Below are 20047 nucleotides of genomic sequence, written 5' to 3' on the forward strand. Positions count from 1 at the left end.
TATGACAGCCATCGGTGCCGGAACCGGCCTCACCTCTGTGTGTCTGGGCCTGGTGCGGGCATTGGATCAACTGGGTATCCGCGTCGCATTTTGCAAACCCATCGCCCAGCGATACGGAACCGACCCGGGACCCGAACGATCCACCCACCTGATCAACGCCACTCTGGGTTTGCACCCGGCTGCGCCCATAAGCCTGGCAGCGGCCCAGCAAGCCTTGTCGCAAAACAAAACCGACGACCTGATGGAAGACGTGATTCAACGGTTTCAGCAGTCGGCAGGCGAAGCGGATGTGGTGATCGTCGAAGGGCTGGTACCTCTGGCTGATGAAAACTACATCGGCAAGCTGAACGTCAATATGGCCCGCGCGCTGGATGCCGATGTCATTCTGGTCGCCGCCAGAAATGCGGACAGTTCAGCCCAGTTGAACGAACGAATTCAGGTCAGTGCCAGTCTGTTTGGAGGCATCGACAACGCCCGGGTAATTGGCTGCATTCTGAACAAAATAGGCGCCCCCGAACTCGACTATCAACAAATATCGCCCAGCGAAGACGGCGAACAACTTGCCGCCAGCCCGACCGATGAACGCACAATCGTCGCGTCACTTCCGGTGTTTTCCAACCCATCATTCCGGTTTCTCGGGGGCATTCACTGGAACCCGCTGTTGGTGGCACCGCGCACACGGGATGTGGCAGATCACCTGCAGGCAACGCTGCTGAACCGGGGAGAGCTCGAGACTCGTCGTGTCCAGACCATCACGGTCTGTGCTCGTACCATGCGCAATATGCTGCACACGTTAAAAGCCGGCACTCTGGTGGTTACCCCCGGAGATCGCGAAGACATCGTACTCGCCAGTTGCATGGCCGCCCTCAACGGGGTGCCCCTGGCTGGCCTGGTACTGACCGGTGGTTTGAAACTGGATGCTGCTTTGCTCGATTTATGCCAGGCCGCGTTCGCCACCGGCCTGCCAATGATGGAAGTAAGCTCGAATACATTTGTCAGCGCGCAACGACTGAATGCCATGAACACCGAGGTTCCGGTGGACGATGTTGAGCGCATGAACGCCGTCATGAACGCCGTCGCCGCTGACCTGGATGGTGACTGGCTGGCACAGCGAGCTCGCGTTGGCCTTGAGCCGCGACTATCGCCACCGGCCTTTCGCCATCTGCTGGTGGGTCGCGCACGGCAGGTCAAAAAACGCATTGTTCTGCCTGAGGGCGACGAGCCAAGAACCGTGCAGGCCGCAATCGCCTGCCAGCAACGCGGCATCGCCGACTGCGTGTTATTGGGTAATCGCGACACCATTGAGCGTGTCGCCGCCAGCCATAACCTGACGCTGCCACCTGACCTTGAAATCATTGATCCGGACCAGGCTCGCCCGCGTTACATTCAAGCCATGGTTGCACTGCGCCAGCACAAAGGGCTGACCACGCCGATGGCCGAGGCGCAACTTGAGGATACCGTGGTGCTGGCCACCATGATGCTGGCCGAAGGCGATGTTGACGGCCTTGTGTCCGGTGCGGTACACACCACCGCCAATACCATTCGCCCGGCCCTGCAACTGATCAAAACCAAGGCGGATGCCAGTCTGGTCTCCTCAGTCTTTTTTATGCTGCTGCCCGACCAGGCCGTGGTGTATGGCGACTGCGCCGTTAACCCCGACCCCAACGCCGAACAACTGGCGGACATTGCGATCCAGAGTGGTGACTCGGCCCTGGCATTCGGCATTGAACCGCGCATCGCGATGATCAGCTACTCCACGGGTGAATCGGGGTCAGGCGATGATGTCGAAAAGGTACGCGCAGCGACGAAACTGGCTCAGTCAAAGCGGCCGGATCTGCTGATTGACGGGCCCTTGCAATACGATGCCGCCTCGACCCCATCGGTGGCCGCCAGCAAAGCCCCCTCCAGTAAAGTCGCAGGCAAGGCCACGGTCTTTATTTTCCCGGACCTCAATACCGGCAACACCACCTACAAAGCCGTGCAACGCAGTGCCAACGTCGTCAGCATTGGGCCCATGTTGCAGGGGTTGAGCAAACCGGTTAACGATTTGTCGCGCGGCGCGACCGTCGACGACATCATCTACACCATTGCACTGACCGCTGTTCAGGCCAGTCAGGCTTTATGAGTCAATCAAGGGATTTCAAGAAATGGGTCTCATGGCCGCTAAAACAACTATAACTTATCCATAACGCCATTCATCAGGAATGGCCGATAATCCTGCGGGAGAGCACCAATGACGTCATGGAACATTCGTACCCGCCTAATGGTCGGGGTGGCATTGAGCGTGATGGTGCTGGTTGCCATCAATGGCATTTACAACTACCAACAGGCCCGGTCAACGCTGGTAGAGTCGGTATCCGACACCGTTCAACGCAGTGGCACCAACACTCGCCGTTTTGTCAGCACCTGGCTCAGCAGCAAGGCGCAAGTCGTTGAGTCGGCCGCTCAGGCTATTGCCAACGCACCGGAACCCGTTCCGGTGCTGACACAAGGCAGCAATGCGGGCAGTTTTCTTTACATGTATCTGGGCACCCGAGCCGGTGACATGATCATGTTCCCGGCCGAAACCCTGCCAGATGATTTCGACCCCAGAACTCGCCCCTGGTTCATTCAGGCCCAGCAAGAACAACAGCGTATCGTCACTGCGCCATACATCGACGCCTCCTCCGGCGATCTGGTGATGAGCTTCGCACAACCGGTCGGAGCAAATGTACTCGCCGCCGATGTGGCGCTGACTGACATCGTGCAGGAAGTGCTCGGGGTTGAACTTGGCGCATCGGGTTACGCTGCGCTGGTCGACGGCAGCAACAATTTTCTGGTTCACCCCGATGAGAATCGTCTGGGTGAAAATCTCACCGGACTGATTGGCAGCGCCCATCTGACCACCACCGCCGCCGAGGTGCAAGTCACCGGTGAAAGCTGGCTTAGCGCCGCCTACCCGATCGATGGCAGTGACTGGCGTGTGGTCTTGATGGTCAGAAGCAGCGAGGCTTTTTCCGACCTCGGGGCTCTGGCGTTCAGTAATACGCTGGTGTCCGCCCTGACCATTCTGATCGTGACCATCGTATCGGGCTTCCTCATTTCATACTTGTTGCGTCCGCTTTCTGAACTCGATTCAGCCATGTCCGATATCGCCCAGGGTGAAGCCGACCTGACTCGCAGACTGACGGTCGTGCGCGACGACGAGATCGGCTCATTGAGTCGGTCGTTCAATCAATTTGTCGAGTCCGTGCACCAGTTGGTGTCTGAAAGCCTTAATTATTCCCATGACCTTGAAACGCTGTCGGACTCCTCGCGCAATAATGCCAAAGCAAACAACGATGCCATTCAGCTGCAACAGGGCGAAATCAGCCAGGTCGCCGCTGCCATTAATGAAATGTCGTCGACCTCAGCGGAAGTGGCTCAGAATGCGGGCGACACGGCCGACGCAGCGCAGAAAGCTTCTACTGAGGGTCAAAACGGGATGGCAAATGCCGCTGAAAACCGCAAACGCATGGGTAAACTGACCGGTCAAATTGACACGGCTACCGGCGTCATCGGCAAACTGGATGAACAGGCGCTGGAGATCAACACCATTTTATCGACCATTCAAAACATCGCCGAGCAAACCAACCTGCTGGCATTGAATGCCGCCATTGAAGCGGCAAGAGCCGGTGATCAGGGCCGTGGTTTTGCCGTAGTCGCCGATGAAGTGAGGGCCTTGTCACAGCGCACACACCAGGCGACCGGCGAAATTCAAACCATGATTGAAACGCTGCAAGAGCAAACCCAACAAGCGGTATCAATCATGAACAACAGCAAGAGCCTAACCGATGAAACCGCCGCCAGCGCCCAGCAAGTTACCACCAGCCTGAGCGTTATTGCCGAATCGATTGACGACATTTCCACCCGGGCACAGAGTATTGCCGAAGCGTCGCGCGAGCAGAATATCGCCACAGAAGAGATCAGTCGCATTGCGACGGCCATTCAGGACGCGTCCAATCAACTGGCGGACAACGTTGATCAGGCAACGGTACAGTCAGATGATTTGCACGGCGTTAGCAGCAAAATTCGCCAGAACCTGTCCCGCTTCAAAGTGTAGACCCAGCAGCAACCAGGCGGACACCATGTCACAACCGTGTCCGCCGAACGGGCACGGAGCGCCCGGATAGGGTACATTCAGGCGTACAGAGCCCTTACTGACGGAGCCCGCATGAAAGCCGTATTTCTCGATGCTGCCACCTTCCCCGATGAACAGACGTTAACGCCACCTGCAGCGGTGACCGACTGGCAAACCTTCGGCAAGACCCAACCCGATCAGCGCCTGGCGCGCTTGCATCGTGCCGATATCGCCATCGTCAACAAGGTGGTGCTCGATGCCCCGTTACTGTCCCAGCTACCCAACCTTAAATGCATAGGTGTAACCGCAACCGGCATCAACAACGTCGATTTGGAGTTCTGCCGGACCCGCGGCATAGCCGTGTTCAATGCTACCGGTTACGCCGTCGATGCCGTTGGCGAACACTGCATCATGGTCATGCTGGCACTGGCTCGCAACCTGAAGGCCTACCTTCAGGATGCCGATGACAAAGGCTGGAGCCGAAGCCCATTTTTCTGCAACCGGGTGGCGCCCATTGACACCCTGAGCGGCAAACGTCTGGTGATTGTCGGTAAAGGCGACCTCGGCTCAGCAGTGGCGAGCAGGGCTCAGGCCATGGGACTCTCAGTTGTGTATGCAGAGCGGCCAGGAGCCACATCGGTCAGACCGGGTTATACCGATTTTGAGACCGCGCTGTCAGTCGCCGATGTGCTCAGTCTGCATTGCCCCCTGACCGATCAGACCGAAGGCATGATCAACCGCCACACTCTGACGCTGATGCAATCGCATGCGCTGCTGATCAACAGCGGCCGGGGCGATCTGATCGTCGAAGAAGACCTGCTGGACGCTCTGACCCAAGGTCAGATCGGTGCCGCGGCACTGGATGTTGCCAGCAGCGAACCCCCGCCTGAAGACCACGTCATCTGGCAATTGGCGGCACTGCCGAACGTTATTGTAACCCCACACGTTGCCTGGTCCTCTGCAGGCGCAATGGCAACACTGTTGCGCCAACTGGAGGATAAACTGACTCGCTGGGCCCGGCAGGAGCCCGATGCTCTGGCGGCATCACTGAGCCACTCTGCGGATTAACCAGGTATGGCGAGGGCGCCGCTAATCACAGCCCTGTGAGCCAGCTCACAGGACGTGTAAAAAAACCATCGTTGACCCACTTTCACGGGACTCATTTCTACCGGGATTAAGCGATACGGGGGGTTATGGCGTATAATATCCGGTATTCAAGCTGCACCAGCCTCTCTGTGAAATGGATTCCCGGACATGAGTGTCATTGACCTGATCAAAGAAAAGAAAGAACGCCTGAGCCAGAATCAGGCGGAGTTTAGGGAGCTTATCGCGCCACAATGGCGCGAATACTGGAACGAACTGTGGCAAAGCGCGCGTAATCACGAATGGGTGAACTGGGTTTTGGACCAGGATCGCAAGCCGGTCGACGCCTCAAAGGATGCATTGACCGAGTGCGACAATCCCCGAGCAGAAGCCATGCGCCAGACCTTATTGGGGCAGTTGGGTGATACCGTCTATGAAGGCCCATGGCTGAGCCTCGAACAGGACAGAATCAACGCCTTTGCCAATGTGACCGAAGACCAGCAATGGATACACATCGATCCGGTGCGGGCGGAACAGGAGTCTCCGTTCAGGGCGACCATCGCCCATGGCTTCCTGACTTTATCGATGATCCCAAAGCTCACCAACTCGGTTGACCCGACCAACCCGCCTTACCCCGGTGCAAAAATGGTGGTCAACCTGGGCTTGAATAAGGTGCGCTTCCCCTACCCGCTGAAAGCAGGCAGTCGGGTGCGTGCAACCAAGAAAATCGTCGCAGTTGAAGTGGTACGCCGTGGTCTGGAAGTGACCGAAGAAGTAACGGTCAATATTGAACACACCCGCCGGCCAGCTTGCGTGGCCGAAACCGTGGTTAGGCTGGTCTATTAGCCAACCCAGCTTCCCCGGCGAGTGCTGAGGCTTGCGCTGACTGGCACTAACTGGCCCCAGGGCTCCACTGGCCCAGGCTTATCCGGTCCCGCTGCCCCAAGTCCTGCAAGGTCTCTACCTGGTGGTAGCCCAGGCGCTCGAAGCAAGCCCTGACAGCCTCTCCCTGGGTCCAGCCGTGTTCCAAAAACAGCCAGCCGCCCGGCACCAGCACCCGGCTTCCCTGTTCGATCAGGGTATGAATATCCGCCAGACCACCTTTGTCGGCAACCAGGGCGGTTCTGGGTTCGAAACGGACATCACCCTGCTGTAGATGCTCGTCATCAGCGGCAATGTAGGGCGGGTTAGACACCAGCAAGTCGAGCGACGCATCTGCCAGGGCATCACACCAGTGGCTCTGGCTAACCGCTATCGGCAACCCCAGTAGCCGGGCGTTTTCCCGGGCCAGTTTTACGGCATCGGGCTGAACATCAAACGCGCTGATATCCCAACCCGGTCGCTCGCTGGCCAGCGCCAGTGCAATGGCGCCGGTACCGGTCCCCAAGTCCGCCACCCGCAATGCAGAGTTATCAAAACGCTCCAGAACGGCTTCCACCAGCGTTTCGGTATCGGGCCTGGGAATCAGGGTACTGGCGTTTACTTTCAAGGGAAGTGACCAGAATTCGCGCGTGCCGATAATATGCGCAACCGGCTCACCCGCCAGGCGACGACGAACCTGGTCTTCAAACTGGTGCTGCTGGTTTTTATCCAGGGTTCGATCAGGCCAGGTGAACAGCCATGTTCGGCTTTTGCCCAGCACAAGGGCGAGCAACAGGTCGGCATCAAGCGCCTCCAGCCCCTGCTGCTGAGCCCACCGCAAAGCCTCGCACACCCGCTTCAAACCCGCCTCTGGCATGGAATTGTTTTCCTTCATCTTGGTACCGGTCAGGACTGTGACATGTCAGCCAGCAACTGCGCCTGATGTTCCTGTACCAATGGGTCCACCACCTGATCCAGAGCGCCTTGCATCACTTCATCCAGCTTGTAGAGCGTTAAATTGATGCGGTGGTCGGTGATGCGGCCTTGTGGAAAATTGTAGGTACGGATGCGCTCGGAACGGTCGCCACTGCCGACCAGACTGCGCCGGGTATCGGCCTGTTCCTTTGCGGCTGCACTGGATTGAGCATCCATGATCTTGGCAGCCAGTAACGACATGGCCCGGGCTTTGTTCTTGTGCTGGGAGCGCTCATCCTGGCATTCCACCACAATGCCGGTGGGCAGATGCGTCAGACGCACGGCGGAATCGGTTCGGTTGACGTGCTGGCCACCAGCACCCGAAGCGCGATAGGTATCGACCCGCAGATCGCCCTTGTCGATCTCAACATCGGCCAGTTCATCGGCTTCCGGCATGACCGCAACGGTGCAGGCCGAGGTATGAATGCGGCCCTGGCTTTCGGTGTCGGGTACACGCTGAACCCGGTGAGCACCGGATTCGAATTTCAGATGCGAATACACCTGTTCGCCACTGATGCGGCTGATGACCTCCTTGAAACCACCGTGCTCCCCTTCACTGGCTGACAACACCTCCAAACGCCAGCCCATGCGTTCGGCGTAACGACCATACATACGGTGCAAGTCCCCGGCGAACAGGGCTGCTTCATCGCCGCCGGTGCCGGCTCGTACTTCCAAGAAAACGTTGCGACCATCGTTGGGGTCTTTGGGCAGCAGCAACACCTGCAGCTCATCGGTCAACTGCTCCAGACGATCTTCACTCAGCTTAACTTCTTCCCGGCCCATATCGCGCATCTCCGGGTCGGTGTCGTCCATCAACTGGCGTGCATCGTCTCTATCACGCTCAACCCCTTCATAGCGGGCAAAACAGCCGACCACATCCTCCAGTTCGGCATACTCCTGAGAGTACTGTCGAAACCGGGTTTGATCCGTGATCACCTCGGGCTGGGATAACAGACGGGCTAATTCGTCATAGCGTTCAGTCAATTCCGACAATTTCTGGCGAATGGAGTCTTTCATAAACGCGTGGATGCCTTATAAATCAAAGAGACGGGAAGCCCACTCGCTGGCTTCCTTGTCACCATCACCGTGGGCTTTGCGCAAGGCCACCGTGGGTGCATGGAGTAACTTGTTGGTTAGGCCCCGGGCCAGTTGCTCGACGACGAGTTGAGCGTCTGCACCCTGTTCCAGAGCCCGCCGGGCTTTTTCCAGTTCGACGTCCTTCAGCTGTTCGGCCTGTCGGCGAAGCGCGCGAATGGTGTCAGCTGCCTGACGTTCTTTCAACGACTGACTGAACGCATCAGTCGAGCGAGCAATAATGTCCATCGCCTCGCGAGCCGCTTCCTGTCGACTGCGTACATTGGCTTCAATAACTGTTTTAAGATCATCAACGGTATACAAATACACATCGGACAGATCCCCGACTTCGCTTTCGATATCCCTGGGAACGGCTATATCGACCATGAAAACCGGCTTGTGGCGACGTTTCTTCAGGGCACGTTCAACCATACCCTTGCCAATGATCGGTAACTGACTGGCGGTTGAGGAAATCACGATGTCAGCGCCAGGCAGCTCATCGGGAATGTCCGACAGCAAAACCGCACGGGCACCAAACTCCGAGGCCAGGCTCTGAGCCCGGGCGAGTGTTCGGTTGGCAACGACGATGTCGGTAACACCCTTGTCACGCAGATGCCGGGCCACCAGATCAATGGTTTCACCAGCCCCGATCAGCAGCGCCCGGCAGCGATCGAGCCGGTCAAAAATACGCGTACTCAACCGCACAGCCGCATACGCCACACTGACCGCGTTCTCACCAATGGCGGTATGTGTACGCACTTCCTTGGCCACCCGAAAACTGTGCTGAAACAGGTGGTGTAACTGCTGACCAACCGAATCGTATTCCTGAGCGACAGCAAAGGCAGATTTTAACTGGCCCAGAATCTGCGGCTCGCCCAGCACCATCGAATCCAGCCCGGCGGCGACGCGCCCGAGGTGAGATACCGCATCGGCGTCGGCATGAATATAAAGTGCGGCGCGCAATTCATCGGGGGAAATACGATGCGTCTGGGCGAGCCACTGAACCAGTGCTTCGATTCCGACAGTCGGCTCCGTCAGCGAACAATAGATTTCACTGCGGTTGCACGTCGAGAGAATCACCGTCTCTTCAATGCCCGGAATCGACAACACCGACGACAGGGAGTCGGGCATGGTTTCGGGAGCGAAACTGACTTTCTCCCGAACGTCTACTGACGCCGTGTTGTGATTGATACCTAGGGCCAGCAATGACATGTTTGGACGGGGCCTGCTCACTTCGTTGATCAAACGCGTAGTCTACCGATTTTCCGGTCCCGAGGCGACTGTGATAATCCCCGCCACGACTGCCCGGGCAGGCCTGACGGCCGCCATCTTTACACGGATTTACGCTTCGCTCGCTGTACCCGACAGCCACCCTCAGGTCACTCTAGCCGGGCACAGAACGCAGTATGAGGGCACTTGGGTCACAAACAACGCAGCGCCCGCTATACTCATGATTGCCCACGGCTATTGCGCGAGGCCCAATTCATTGAAGGCGCCGGGCGATACTGAGCTGAACCATTACCCTGTGCGTACACCCTGATACCGATGTTAACTGCACCGAGGCTAAATCAGCCCGTGCACCGAAGAGAAACACCCTGGCACGATAGCCCCGGAGTAACCTGTTTTTAGTTCAGGTCGCAACGCTCATCATCAAACTGCGAAGCCAAGACATGACATCAACCGCACCTTTTAGACACAATCTGCTGGCCACCCTGATGCTTAGCCTGGCCCTCAGCGGCTGCAGCACAACCGCCTCTCAGGTCGACTCGTCGGATAATGCCGAGCCTCAAGCCAGCTCACCCGGTTCTGAATCAGCCTCTTCAGAGAACCGCATTGCTGCAACCCCGCTGACCGGCGAATCGTTCTATACCCTGTTACTGGCAGAAATTGCCACCAATAGAGGTGACTTTGCCTCGGCCGCTCAACTGTACAGCCGTCTGGACCGACAGTACGACGATCTCGAAGTAGCGCAACGGGCCACCGCACTGAATCAGGTGATCGGCAATTACGATGCTATGGGAGAGCATGCTGGCCACTGGCTTCGTCTGGAACCCAACAGCGCCGAAGGCTGGCAGGCATTGACCATCGCCAGTCTCGCCAATGCCGATCAGGTCACCGCTGGCCGGGCACTGAATCAATGGTTGACGCTCGACCCGAATGCCGAAGTTGACGGCGCGTTGGCGGGTATTAATGCCCTGACCGGTGACGAGCAAGCCCGGCTGTTGCCGGTGTTGGCCGAGGCCGAAGCCAGTCATCCAAACAACACCAGCATTGGGTTTGCCAACGCCCAATTGCTGTCAACGCTCGGCCAGTATGAGCAAGCACTGGATACTCTTACAGCCAATCGGGCCCAGCAAGACAGCCCCGATAAAGGCTTGCTGGAATTCCGGCTTCTGCTAGAACTGAATAACATCGAACAGGCTCGCACGGCGATCAGCGACCTCGCCGACCGTTACCCCAACAACAGCCAGGTCGCGACGACCTATGCCGGCTTTGCTTACGCCGATTCGGATACCAATAAAACAGCGACACTTGAATCGCTGTTCAATCGATTCCCGAATGAACCGGTGATTGCCCGGGCTTTCGCCCGGGAATCTTTCGACAATGAAGATTACGACACGGCCGAAGTGCTGTTTGAACGCCTGATCCCCACTGAATACAGCGATGAGGCACACTACTTTCTGGGCAGAATCAGCCGCATCAATCGCGTACCCGAAGAAGCCGCCCAGCGCTTCCTGAGCGTCCAGGCGCCGCCTTATATCGTCTCAGCCCTGGCGGAACTCAGCGAGGTGTGGCAAACGCGGCCCGCGGAAGTTCAGCAAGCCCTGCACCAGGCGCGGCAGACTTACCCGGCTCAAAGCCCCGTACTGTGGCGTATTGAAGCCGACCTATTCCGCCGACTGGGAGAGCCAGACCAGGCTATGGCGATTTATGGTCAGGCCCTGTCGGCTCACCCGGGCGATACCAGCTTGCTTTACGATCAGGCCTTGCTAGCCGCCAACCAGGGGCAATACGAGTTGCTCGAAGCCAACCTGACTGACGTTCTGGAGCGTGAGCCGGACAACGCGTCGGCTCTGAATGCACTGGGTTACACCTGGGCAGATCGCAACGTGAATCTCGCTCAGGCCCAACGTTACATTGACCGGGCACTTGAACAACAACCGGACGATCCAGCCATTCAGGACTCCAAAGGCTGGGTCGAGTATCGCCTTGGCAATCTGATCGAAGCCGAGCGCTGGCTGCGCCGATCCCTGGAGTCTATGGAATCGGATGAAGTGGCTGCACACCTTGCCGCTGCGCTGTGGGCGCAAGGCAAGCAGGAAGAGGCCCAGCGCTGGCTTGACCAGGCATTTGACTGGAACAGCGATAGCCCGACCGCACGGGCCATCATTGAAACTCTGGGTATCGATCGATGAAGTCGCTACTGGTTGTTGGCCTGGTGACCCTGTTGCTGGCCGGTTGTGCCCGCTTCGGCACTCAACCGGGGGCCGGTGACCTGACTGAGAACTGGGCACTGTCCGGAAAAATGGCCGTTCGAAACGCCACAGAAGCCAGCAGCTTCAACGTTAACTGGGAACAACGCGCACAGGATTTTGACATTGAACTGAGCGGCCCACTGGGTCAGGGAGCCGTGCAAATACGCGGCGCACCGGGGTCAGTCACCCTGACTCAGGGCGATGACCAGGTGACCCGCAGCACCTTGCGGGAACTCGCCTACGAAATTACTGATTTGGATTTGCCGCTCGACTACCTGCAATACTGGGTACGTGCCCGACCCTACCCCGGCATCAGCGCCACCATTGACCGGGATACCAACAACCGCCAGGTGCAACGAATCACCCAGTCAGGCTGGCAGGTTGATTACCCTTTGTACTTCGATGAAACCGGCGAATCCCTGCCCCGACGCATCGACTTCGCTCGCAACGGCAGCAGCGGCCGGCTGGTCATTCGCAACTGGATTAGCGAGTTGTAGGAACCGGCGCCCTATACGGCCAGTGACGGTTGCCGGATAGGCTTATCTAGGGTGGTGGTCCGCAGCAGAGACTAAAACGCCAGGAGCATTTTAGCATGAGCGAAGCGAGCCGGAAGGGTAAATCCCCTGGAAGGAAATCATCTCCTGCGGTCCAGGGATGGGTTCACGTCGACCCTGGCCAAGCCTAACCGGTGACCGGCACCGGTTAACAGCGAAAGCCTCGTGGAGGCCTCTGAATCTGGGGTCACTTCCGCACAATGCCAAAACATTGATAAACGCCGGTCAATCCCCGAGGTCGTTCGAGTCTGGCGCGGTCTCATCCATCGCTGACGTTAAAGCTGGCAGCCCCCGCTTCATGTGTACCGCATTCGCATACTGGCGCAGCATGTAGGGCTTCAATGAATCCCGGGTTGCAGCAATTCGCCCAGCCAACTTCACCGCATCGGCATTTGTCGGCTCTGCATGATCGCCCTGCAGTGTGGCGTGCGCCCATTCATTGGACTCGTACAACCGGTAGTGCTGGTGCACCTGAGCGTCGATCGCGGCCGCAACATCCGTGTCTTTTTCGTAATCACCGCTGAGCACCTCGCCAAACGCCAGGTGCACCCGCCCTTTCCAGCCGGTCATACCGCGGGCAATGGACTGTACGTCTTCATGAGCTTTTTTCTTGTAGCCGCCCTTATGCTCCTGTGCATAGAGCTCCCGAGCCTTGGAGAGATCGAGCGGATCCACTTCGTAGCTAATGGTCACGGGCACAATGTTCAATTCACGAATGTAGCTGGCGTAATCCCGGTCTTTGGGCCTGCTCAGGCTGAACATGCCAATGACGGCCGGGTTGGTCTTGTCGTACCCATCCTTGGCGCGGCCTTCGCGCTGAGCAATCCAGACGTTGGTTTGATCGGCGGTAATGCAATGATGAATGTAACGCGACAATATCTGAGCTTCTTTCAGTTTGGCTTTCATGCCCTTGACTGACCGGCGCACGATGAAGCTCTTGTTCAGCCGCATCAGATCACTGACAAAGGGCTTGCTCAGCAGGTTATCGCCAATGGCGATGCGCACGGTCTGAAACCCGGCATGATAAAGTGTCCAGTTGACCATGGCCGGGTCCATCACAATGTCCCGGTGGTTGGAGACAAACAGATACCCCTTATCCGGGTCCAGTGCTTCCAGCCCGGAGACAGACAGATCCGCCACGCTTTTATCGAGGATGCGTTTCAGGTAACCCCGCAAGCGGGGTTGAAAGTCATCTATACGACGAATGCCTCGAAACTGCCAGGCCAGGCCCAGACGGATCAGAGGATGCAATAGCCAGGGAGCCTTGCGGTTCATCCCCGGTGCAACCCAGGCACCTATGGCCGCGTGCATTTCCGGGTCGGCCAGCACCCGCTTCAATACGAGTGGAACTTCGTCGTCATTAAAGGGGCGAATATCATCAAATTCTGCAGTCATACAGCCCTACGAGACCAATAAAAGGCAGCCACTTTACTCCAACCAGCGCTGAAAATCAGGTCAGCACCCGATAATGCTCAGGCTTCACCGGGTACCTGCAAACCAATGCCTTTGAGAATAACGTGCGTCAGGGTGCGTTCAGCTTTCTCGAAGTCAGCCTCGTTCAGTCCATCGCTGTCGAGCGCCCACTCAATTTGGGTGGCAAAGTCAGCGTAATGCTGGGTACTGCCCCATATCATGAACATCAGATGCAACGGATCGATCGGATCCATTTTCCCAGCGTCTATCCAGGCTTTGATTACGTCGGTACGACCCAATGCCCAGTGGTGCATTTCCTGAGCCAGATACTTTTTCAAATGCGGGGCACCCTGTATCACCTCAATGGCAAAAATTTTCGATGCCAGCGGATGACTGCGGGAATAGCGGATTTTCGAACATATATAGGCATAAATAGTAGCAGCGGGGTCTTCATCGGCGGTGGTGGTGTTAAACGCCTGGTTCCACATTCCCAGAATGTCCGACAACACCGCGCCATACAGACCGATTTTGCTCTGAAAATAATACAGAATGTTGGATTTGGGCAGTCCAGCCCGCTCGGCAATCGCGTTCAACGAGGTTCCTTTAAAGCCATGCTGTGCGAATTCAACTTCAGCTGCCTTAAGAATAATGGCCTCGTTTTGTTGCCGGATTCGCCCTGCCTTTTCCTTGGTCTGGAACTCTTCTTTCAAGCGTTTCTGGGCCTGATCGACCATGATGACTTCCCGCACTGAGGTGATGGAGAGGGCGAAGCCAGTGGCTATCAGGCAGCAATCACTGCCTTGCCTAACTCACTGATTCCGCATACGTTTCGAGCTTAAGCGGCTTCCCGGTTCAATGCAACTGACGGGAATGGCTCGCTACTGGTGATACAGCCGCTCACCGGCGACCCAGGTAGCTCGGGTCAACCGTTCATCACCCAGAATCAGGGTTGCAAACAACGCTTCATCGAGCGATTCCACCTGCGCCAATCGCGCACTGAGGTTGGTGTTGCGGGTCGTATCGAGCACGACCAGATCAGCCATCTTGCCGGTATCCAGAGTGCCAATCTGCGAATCCAGGTGCAGTGCCCGGGCGTTGCCCGAGGTTACCTGGTGCCAGAGTTGATTCGCGGTCAATTTGTAGCCCTGCAACTGCCCTACTTTATAGGCTTCCGCCGCTGAGACCAGTTGCGACAACGAGGTCCCGCCACCGACGTCACTGGCGAGTCCCAGCGCCACGCCCTCCCGTTCAGCCCGGGCAAAATCAAACAGGCCGCTGCCAAGAAAGGTATTGGAGGTCGGGCAAACGGCTATGCGCGACTGGTGTTCCCGCAATGCTGACCATTCACGGTCAGTCAGGTGGATTCCATGCGCCAATACAGCCCGGTCATGCAGCAGGCCATAGTGTTGATAGACGTCCACGTAATCTCTGGAATTTGGAAACAGCGACTGTACCCAGTTCACTTCATCCTGGTTTTCCGAGACGTGTGTTTGCATATACAACCCATCGGCTTCGCGGTGCAACGCGCCGGCACGTTCCAGTTGAGCTTCGGTCGAGGTTGGCGCAAAACGCGGCGTAATGGCGTAATGCAGGCGGTCGGTTCCGTGCCAGCGATGAATCAGCCGGGCACTGGCGTCAAATCCGCTATCGGCTGTATCGCTGAGGTAATCCGGGCAATTCCGGTCCATCAGGACTTTACCGGCGATCAGGGCCATCTGGCGCTTGTGGGCCGCGTCAAACAGAGCATCGGTGCCTGCTTCATGAACGGTGCCAAACACCATGGCCGTGGTCGTGCCGTGCGCAAGAAGGGCGTCGAGAAAGACATTGCTCTGCTGGCGCGCAATCGCCGGGTCTTCAAAACGGCGTTCGGCCGGAAAGGTGTAGCGATTCAGCCAGTCGAGCAATTGTTCGCCCCAGCTAGCAATAACCGGCATCTGAGCGGCATGAACATGGGTGTCGATCAGGCCGGGCAATATCCAGGCGTCGCCGTAGTCTTCTGCCCTGGCAAACGCCTGCCGGGCGTAAGGTAACTCAGCGACGGGCCCGTGCCAGGCAATACGCCCATCCACCAAAACCAGAGCCGCCTTTGAACAATGGCGCACCTGGTCGGCTTCTGGAAAATCGATGGTCTGACCGAACAGAACGGTTGCCCGAGCAGCCACTTCCTGGCTCAGTGGAGTCGACGCTTTAAATACTGTAGGGGTCTTCTTTGCAGGGCGGGTCATGGGCAAGTCACGGGTGATTAATACGCATGAACTTTACCAAACCTGACCATAAGGTCAATATCAAGGCAGCCATAAGGTAAAAACAGCGCCACCGTGATCGTCGTGATTGGTCAGTCGAATATAGCCTTCGGCGTCTCCCTGACGGTGCAGTTGAGCGATCTGCTGGCAAAAATACAGCCCAAGTCCGGTACTGCCATTTTGAAAGCTGAGCTCGCCCTGTGTGGGGGTTTCACTCATAAAGTTCATCATTTTCGCCGGGTAGCCCTCACCATTGTCAGTGAGCGTGATACACAGGCCACCATCCGCCATGAATGCCCGGAAATCCAGCTTGTCGCGGGTGTATCGAATGCTGTTGGTCAGTATATTGGCCAGCACACCCTCGATCAGCACCGGATCGATTACCCAGGCAATGTCCGGATCCTCGAGTTCAACGCTCAGCTGAATGCCCAGAGACGCCAGGGTTTGCTGGTAACGGGAGGTGGCATCGCGAATCACATCTTCGATCAGCACTTCATCGAAATCCGGTCTGAAGGTGTCGTTATTCATCCGGTAAAGGCCCAGCATGTGCACCAGGTCGTTGTTGATCCGACCAGCTTCCAGCCGGAGCCGGTTCAACTTCATACTGCTGTCGGGCTCTCGTTCCTCAATGGTGTCAATTACCTCACGCAACTCGTGGTCAATCAGGCTTAGGGCGTTTTTCACATCATGAACCGTCGCGGCCATGATGGTGTGCATATCAACTGGATTGCTCATGGTTTCACCTTAGCGTGCAGCGCGATAACCTTGTCGCGGATATTGGTGTAGCGCTCATACTGATAGTGGTCGGCGGGCAAATAATCCAGCCGGTTAACAATATCGAGGCATCGATCAAGCTGATTGAATGACAGGCGGGACTGCCCCATCAACAGTAAGCTCGACTGGACATAATTCAGGATAATACCCGGATGGCGTGGCGAATAAGATAAGGCGTCTTCAAACAGCAGCGTAGCCGCCTGGTAGTCTTTTTGCTTGTAGAGGTCGATGCCTTCGGTATTCACTTTATGGGCATGACGCCGCGCTTCCTGAGTAATGGGTTCGGCTTGCAACTGGTTCAGCCGTTTCACAAAAGCGCCGGAATCCTTGTGGTACTGGCGCAATTCCTCGACCAGCGCGTCCGCTTCTTTGGACAGGCCCTGTTCATAAAGAATGTCGACAATATCAAGTGCACTGTCTTCTCCCAATTCGCCCATCTGTTCACGGGCTGCCTGGGCGATCGACTCCAGGAAGGCACGGTCAGTTGACTCAGCGTCGGCTGAATCCGCAAGGTAGGCCCGATACGCCTTACTGAACAACTCGGTATCCGGTTCGTCCGGGTATTGTTTGATCAGCTTTTTCAACAGCGACTGGGCGTCCCGCTGCAATCGTCGTTTAAGGGCATCGTCGTCGAGACTTTGCAATTGGGTACGGGTCGATCTGAGCACATCTTTATAGCCCCGGGACGACTCGTGCATGGTGCCATCCGCCAGACTGACAATCTCCTTGTAGGCACGCGTCGCCGCAACGTGATCACCGTTATCGCTGGCCAGCCCGGCAAAGACACGTTGGCGGGCGATATTCCGCGGCGAACGCACCAGAGCCTGAGACAGGGTTTCCTGTGCTTTTTCGGGTTGCCTGATCTGCATTTGCACGTCAGCCAGCAGGTCGTAGGCCTCAACCATATTGGGCTGCAACATGATCAGCGTTTTCAGCCCCCTCTCCGCTGCTTCCAGCTTGCCTTCTTTCACGTCAATCCGGTGCCGCTCAAGCCGTGCCCAGGGCAAGTCCCGCTTGTCGAGCAGAGCCTGCAGGAAATGCGCAGCTTCAGTGAACTGGTTTTGGTGATACAGGGCCTCGACGTATTTACGCTGCGCCCAACCCCGATACCGCGCCTTGGTCTCCATCACCTCGCGCGCAGCCCTTGCCAGGGCCGGGTAGTCTTTCTTGTCCAGCGCCTGATTAATCGGGCCCAGCGCAGACTGACGATCCAGCCAGCGATCCAGTCGATTCTGCAGCGTATCCATGGCAAAGGGTTTGGCCAGATAGTCATCGGGCTGAAATTCGAGTGCGCCCATCACAAAGTCACGTGACGTTTCGGCGGTAATCATCACAAACACCGTCTGATACGACAGCCAACCCCTGGTGCGCCATTCTTCCAGCAACTGAGAGCCGTTTTTGCTTTTGCCCAGGTTGTAGTCACAGAGAATGACATCAAACGTCTGATCGCGAACCAGCTTTGTCGCCTCGGCGCCATGAGCCGCCTCGGAGACATGACTGACCCCCAGGGAGTTCAGCATGCCCTTGACTGATTTGCGCACATTGGAAAAGTCATCAATCAGCAAAAACTTTTTGTTCAACGACTGGTTCAGTTCCAAATCACTATTTCCTGTCTGGATCGGTTTCAAGGGGGCAAATTATGCGCAGCAGGCACTGGGTATACCTAACTGGCCCGGACTGCACTATCGGTCCAGTGGCCAGCACTCCGCCCTACCCGGCTACCTATGCCTGACGCCCGTCAATCAGCCGCAACGTTTCGCTGACTAAGACCGCGGCACCGAGCCAAGGCCTTTTTTGGGGAGCCTCATTAACCTTTGACCCCTGTTCAAAAAATCTGCTCTCAACAGGGTAGCCCCAAATTCGTTTTTTTGCCCGGGTCAGACTGCCAGAGTGATGACGTTTGAGGCTATACTGTCTTCGAATTCGGTCACATAACCGCTGAGACCGGGTTAACGAACATCGTTGGCACCAACGGCGGTGTAAAACCAACAGAGTCAGAGCGGAACCGCTGCATTATGACTGTTGCTGCATTGTCCGAGTACCGGGTTTACACCCGACGGTTAACCCCTTCACTGGCTTGCCTGGGCTTCTATCTTCTGCCTGCGCTGCTCCTGTCCACTGCGGTCGCGGAAACCCCGCCCGTGGCTGAACCTGCCAATCAGTCTTCCGGGAACATCGGCGCGCTGGCCGAGGCCGTGGCCCCGCTGTCTGCCGATAGCGCTGATGCAGATACAGCCCTAACCCAGTTTATTGCCATGGTGGAAACGCGGGACTGGGCCAACGCCCGGGTCATGGCCAATGCGTTACTGGATCGCTTCGAGGGCACCCCCCGCTTTGATCTGTATTACGCACAAGTGCTGATTCAGGAAGGCCGGGCACAGGAGGCTATCTTCACACTGGAACGAATACTGGTGTATGCACCCGAACGGCACCGGGTCCGTCTTGATCTGGCGCGAGCGTATTTCATCAACAATAACCTTGAGCGCAGTCGCACTGAATTCAAACAGGTGTTGGCGACCAACCCGCCCGCGAATGTCCGTGATAATATCAACGAGTTTCTGAGCCGGATAGAGGCAGCCCAGCGGGCCCAGATCCAGCAATTTCAGATGTTTGCCGGGTTGGATGTCGGATATGACACCAATATTAACGGCGGCGCTACGCTGAACGAGCCGCTGGCCCCCAACCTTTTGGGTCTGACGGACTTGTCTGATGCATCCAAAGCCATCGACAGCGGATTCGGCCGTTTTCGGCTGGGCAGTACCTGGGTTCGGCCTACCCACCTAAGAGCGGCTAACCTCTATAGCCTGCAAGGCCTGACCACCCTGAGCCCTGGCAACAGTGGCTACAATCAACTGGGTCTGAACGGCCAGTGGCGGTACCAGAGCAACACCGACAGATCACGCCAGACTCTGGCCGTCAACGCCGGGCAATTGTGGCTCGACAATCAGCCCTGGCAATTCAGCCTCAACCTCAGCGCCGAGGCCAGTTTTCCGGCTTGGGACGCCATTTGGCTGGGGCCTATTGCCTCAAGCAGCCTCTCGTTCGCCCAGCAGGATGGCCGCAGCAACAGCGTTCGGGACGCCCTCGGCCTGGTCGCCACGGTGCAGGATGCGCCCCGCCGTCATCGATTTGTCAGCCAGTACATTCAATTCAACCGAGCGGGCACTGACAATGGCTTTAACGAATGGCGCGGGCTGGCACAGCAGTACCAGCTCGACTGGCGTTGGCCAAACCGGCTGACGACCAGCCTTGCCCTGGAACACCAATGGCACCGGTATCAGGCCGACGACCGGCTCTTTGTCGAGCAAGGCACCACCGACAACAAGCGCCGCTCGGATCAACGTCTGGCCTTCGACGCCAGCCTGACCTGGGTCCCGGAACCCTGGCTGACCAGCCGCAGCGGTCTGCGCTACAGCTGGCTCGACAGCAACATCAATGCCTACAGCCGGGATCAGTGGGTGATCAGCCAGTCCCTGACCCTGACCTTCTAGGAGC

Annotated in this window: 15 protein-coding genes; 7 read left to right on the plus strand and 8 right to left on the minus strand. The window is 57.2% G+C overall.

Annotated features, from left to right (window positions below; genetic code table 11):
* The first annotated feature begins 1 nt into the window (after position 1).
* The 4 genes from pta to G565_RS0103375 all read left to right on the plus strand — a co-directional run bounded on the left by pta (position 2) and on the right by G565_RS0103375 (position 6028).
* Positions 2-2125: a phosphate acetyltransferase gene (gene pta / locus G565_RS0103360; protein WP_037337538.1), complete on the plus strand. Its 2124-nt coding sequence runs from the start codon at positions 2-4 to the stop codon at positions 2123-2125.
* 108 nt (positions 2126-2233) lie between these two features.
* Entirely contained in the window at positions 2234-4081 is a 1848-nt protein-coding gene (locus tag G565_RS0103365) for a methyl-accepting chemotaxis protein (RefSeq protein WP_028669702.1), read from the plus strand.
* 111 nt (positions 4082-4192) lie between these two features.
* Positions 4193-5167 carry a D-2-hydroxyacid dehydrogenase gene (locus tag G565_RS22770; RefSeq protein ID WP_051207240.1) on the plus strand — a complete coding sequence of 325 codons (975 nt, stop codon included), beginning with the start codon at positions 4193-4195 and terminating at the stop codon, positions 5165-5167.
* A gap of 186 nt (positions 5168-5353) precedes the next feature.
* Positions 5354-6028 (plus strand): MaoC family dehydratase, encoded by a 675-nt coding sequence (locus G565_RS0103375; RefSeq protein ID WP_028669703.1) that lies wholly within the window; start codon positions 5354-5356, stop codon positions 6026-6028.
* A 46-nt stretch (positions 6029-6074) separates the two neighbouring features.
* Here G565_RS0103375 and prmC read toward each other — a convergent pair whose 3' ends face one another.
* From prmC to hemA, 3 genes are read right to left on the minus strand one after another with little or no spacing between them, the layout of a single operon-like run.
* On the minus strand, positions 6075-6938 hold the full coding sequence (prmC, locus tag G565_RS22775) for a peptide chain release factor N(5)-glutamine methyltransferase (RefSeq protein ID WP_245584112.1): 864 nt from the start codon (positions 6936-6938) through the stop codon (positions 6075-6077).
* An 11-nt stretch (positions 6939-6949) separates the two neighbouring features.
* The gene (gene prfA / locus G565_RS0103385; protein ID WP_028669704.1) at positions 6950-8035 is read right to left on the minus strand and encodes a peptide chain release factor 1; all 1086 of its coding nucleotides are present in this window, start codon (positions 8033-8035) and stop codon (positions 6950-6952) included.
* Between the two features lie 15 nt (positions 8036-8050).
* Positions 8051-9304 (minus strand): glutamyl-tRNA reductase, encoded by a 1254-nt coding sequence (hemA, locus tag G565_RS0103390; RefSeq protein WP_028669705.1) that lies wholly within the window; start codon positions 9302-9304, stop codon positions 8051-8053.
* Positions 9305-9762: 458 nt separating this feature from the next.
* On the opposite strand from hemA, the gene G565_RS0103400 reads away from it, so the two are divergent.
* Both G565_RS0103400 and lolB read left to right on the plus strand, forming a co-directional pair.
* A complete protein-coding gene (locus G565_RS0103400) occupies positions 9763-11508 on the plus strand; it encodes a tetratricopeptide repeat protein (protein ID WP_028669707.1) in 1746 nt (581 codons plus the stop codon).
* On the plus strand, positions 11505-12065 hold the full coding sequence (gene lolB, locus G565_RS0103405) for a lipoprotein insertase outer membrane protein LolB (protein ID WP_028669708.1): 561 nt from the start codon (positions 11505-11507) through the stop codon (positions 12063-12065). Before G565_RS0103400 ends, lolB begins: the two co-directional genes overlap by 4 nt.
* 282 nt (positions 12066-12347) lie before the next feature.
* Here the strand turns inward: lolB and G565_RS22780 are convergent, their stop codons facing one another.
* From G565_RS22780 to G565_RS0103430, 5 genes are all read right to left on the minus strand, one after another.
* The gene (locus tag G565_RS22780; protein ID WP_051207242.1) at positions 12348-13517 is read right to left on the minus strand and encodes a 1-acyl-sn-glycerol-3-phosphate acyltransferase; all 1170 of its coding nucleotides are present in this window, start codon (positions 13515-13517) and stop codon (positions 12348-12350) included.
* Between the two features lie 77 nt (positions 13518-13594).
* On the minus strand, positions 13595-14269 hold the full coding sequence (locus G565_RS0103415; protein ID WP_051207244.1) for a TetR/AcrR family transcriptional regulator: 675 nt from the start codon (positions 14267-14269) through the stop codon (positions 13595-13597).
* A 144-nt stretch (positions 14270-14413) separates the two neighbouring features.
* A complete protein-coding gene (gene guaD / locus G565_RS22785; RefSeq protein WP_084649199.1) occupies positions 14414-15760 on the minus strand; it encodes a guanine deaminase in 1347 nt (448 codons plus the stop codon).
* 60 nt (positions 15761-15820) lie between these two features.
* Entirely contained in the window at positions 15821-16513 is a 693-nt protein-coding gene (locus tag G565_RS0103425; protein WP_028669710.1) for a sensor histidine kinase, read from the minus strand.
* The gene (locus G565_RS0103430) at positions 16510-18150 is read right to left on the minus strand and encodes a tetratricopeptide repeat-containing response regulator (RefSeq protein ID WP_028669711.1); all 1641 of its coding nucleotides are present in this window, start codon (positions 18148-18150) and stop codon (positions 16510-16512) included. Before G565_RS0103430 ends, G565_RS0103425 begins: the two co-directional genes overlap by 4 nt.
* Before the next feature lie 417 nt (positions 18151-18567).
* Between G565_RS0103430 and G565_RS0103435 the strand changes: the two genes are divergently transcribed.
* Entirely contained in the window at positions 18568-20043 is a 1476-nt protein-coding gene (locus tag G565_RS0103435) for a tetratricopeptide repeat protein (protein ID WP_028669712.1), read from the plus strand.
* The last annotated feature ends 4 nt before the right edge of the window (positions 20044-20047 follow it).

The organism is Saccharospirillum impatiens DSM 12546, assembly GCF_000423605.1.
GTDB classification, from domain to species: domain Bacteria; phylum Pseudomonadota; class Gammaproteobacteria; order Pseudomonadales; family Natronospirillaceae; genus Saccharospirillum; species Saccharospirillum impatiens.

Excerpts from the sequence above, each read along its gene's own strand:
- G565_RS0103415 (WP_051207244.1), bottom strand. The coding sequence starts at position 14,269 with ATGGTCGATCAGGCCCAGAAACGCTTGAAAGAAGAGTTCCAGACCAAG.
- G565_RS0103425 (WP_028669710.1), bottom strand. The coding sequence starts at position 16,513 with ATGAGCAATCCAGTTGATATGCACACCATCATGGCCGCGACGGTTCAT.
- guaD (WP_084649199.1), bottom strand. The coding sequence starts at position 15,760 with ATGACCCGCCCTGCAAAGAAGACCCCTACAGTATTTAAAGCGTCGACT.
- lolB (WP_028669708.1), top strand. The coding sequence starts at position 11,505 with ATGAAGTCGCTACTGGTTGTTGGCCTGGTGACCCTGTTGCTGGCCGGT.
- G565_RS0103400 (WP_028669707.1), top strand. The coding sequence starts at position 9,763 with ATGACATCAACCGCACCTTTTAGACACAATCTGCTGGCCACCCTGATG.
- prmC (WP_245584112.1), bottom strand. The coding sequence starts at position 6,938 with ATGAAGGAAAACAATTCCATGCCAGAGGCGGGTTTGAAGCGGGTGTGC.
- G565_RS22780 (WP_051207242.1), bottom strand. The coding sequence starts at position 13,517 with ATGACTGCAGAATTTGATGATATTCGCCCCTTTAATGACGACGAAGTT.
- G565_RS0103375 (WP_028669703.1), top strand. The coding sequence starts at position 5,354 with ATGAGTGTCATTGACCTGATCAAAGAAAAGAAAGAACGCCTGAGCCAG.
- hemA (WP_028669705.1), bottom strand. The coding sequence starts at position 9,304 with ATGTCATTGCTGGCCCTAGGTATCAATCACAACACGGCGTCAGTAGAC.
- G565_RS0103435 (WP_028669712.1), top strand. The coding sequence starts at position 18,568 with ATGACTGTTGCTGCATTGTCCGAGTACCGGGTTTACACCCGACGGTTA.
- G565_RS22770 (WP_051207240.1), top strand. The coding sequence starts at position 4,193 with ATGAAAGCCGTATTTCTCGATGCTGCCACCTTCCCCGATGAACAGACG.
- G565_RS0103365 (WP_028669702.1), top strand. The coding sequence starts at position 2,234 with ATGACGTCATGGAACATTCGTACCCGCCTAATGGTCGGGGTGGCATTG.
- prfA (WP_028669704.1), bottom strand. The coding sequence starts at position 8,035 with ATGAAAGACTCCATTCGCCAGAAATTGTCGGAATTGACTGAACGCTAT.
- pta (WP_037337538.1), top strand. The coding sequence starts at position 2 with ATGACAGCCATCGGTGCCGGAACCGGCCTCACCTCTGTGTGTCTGGGC.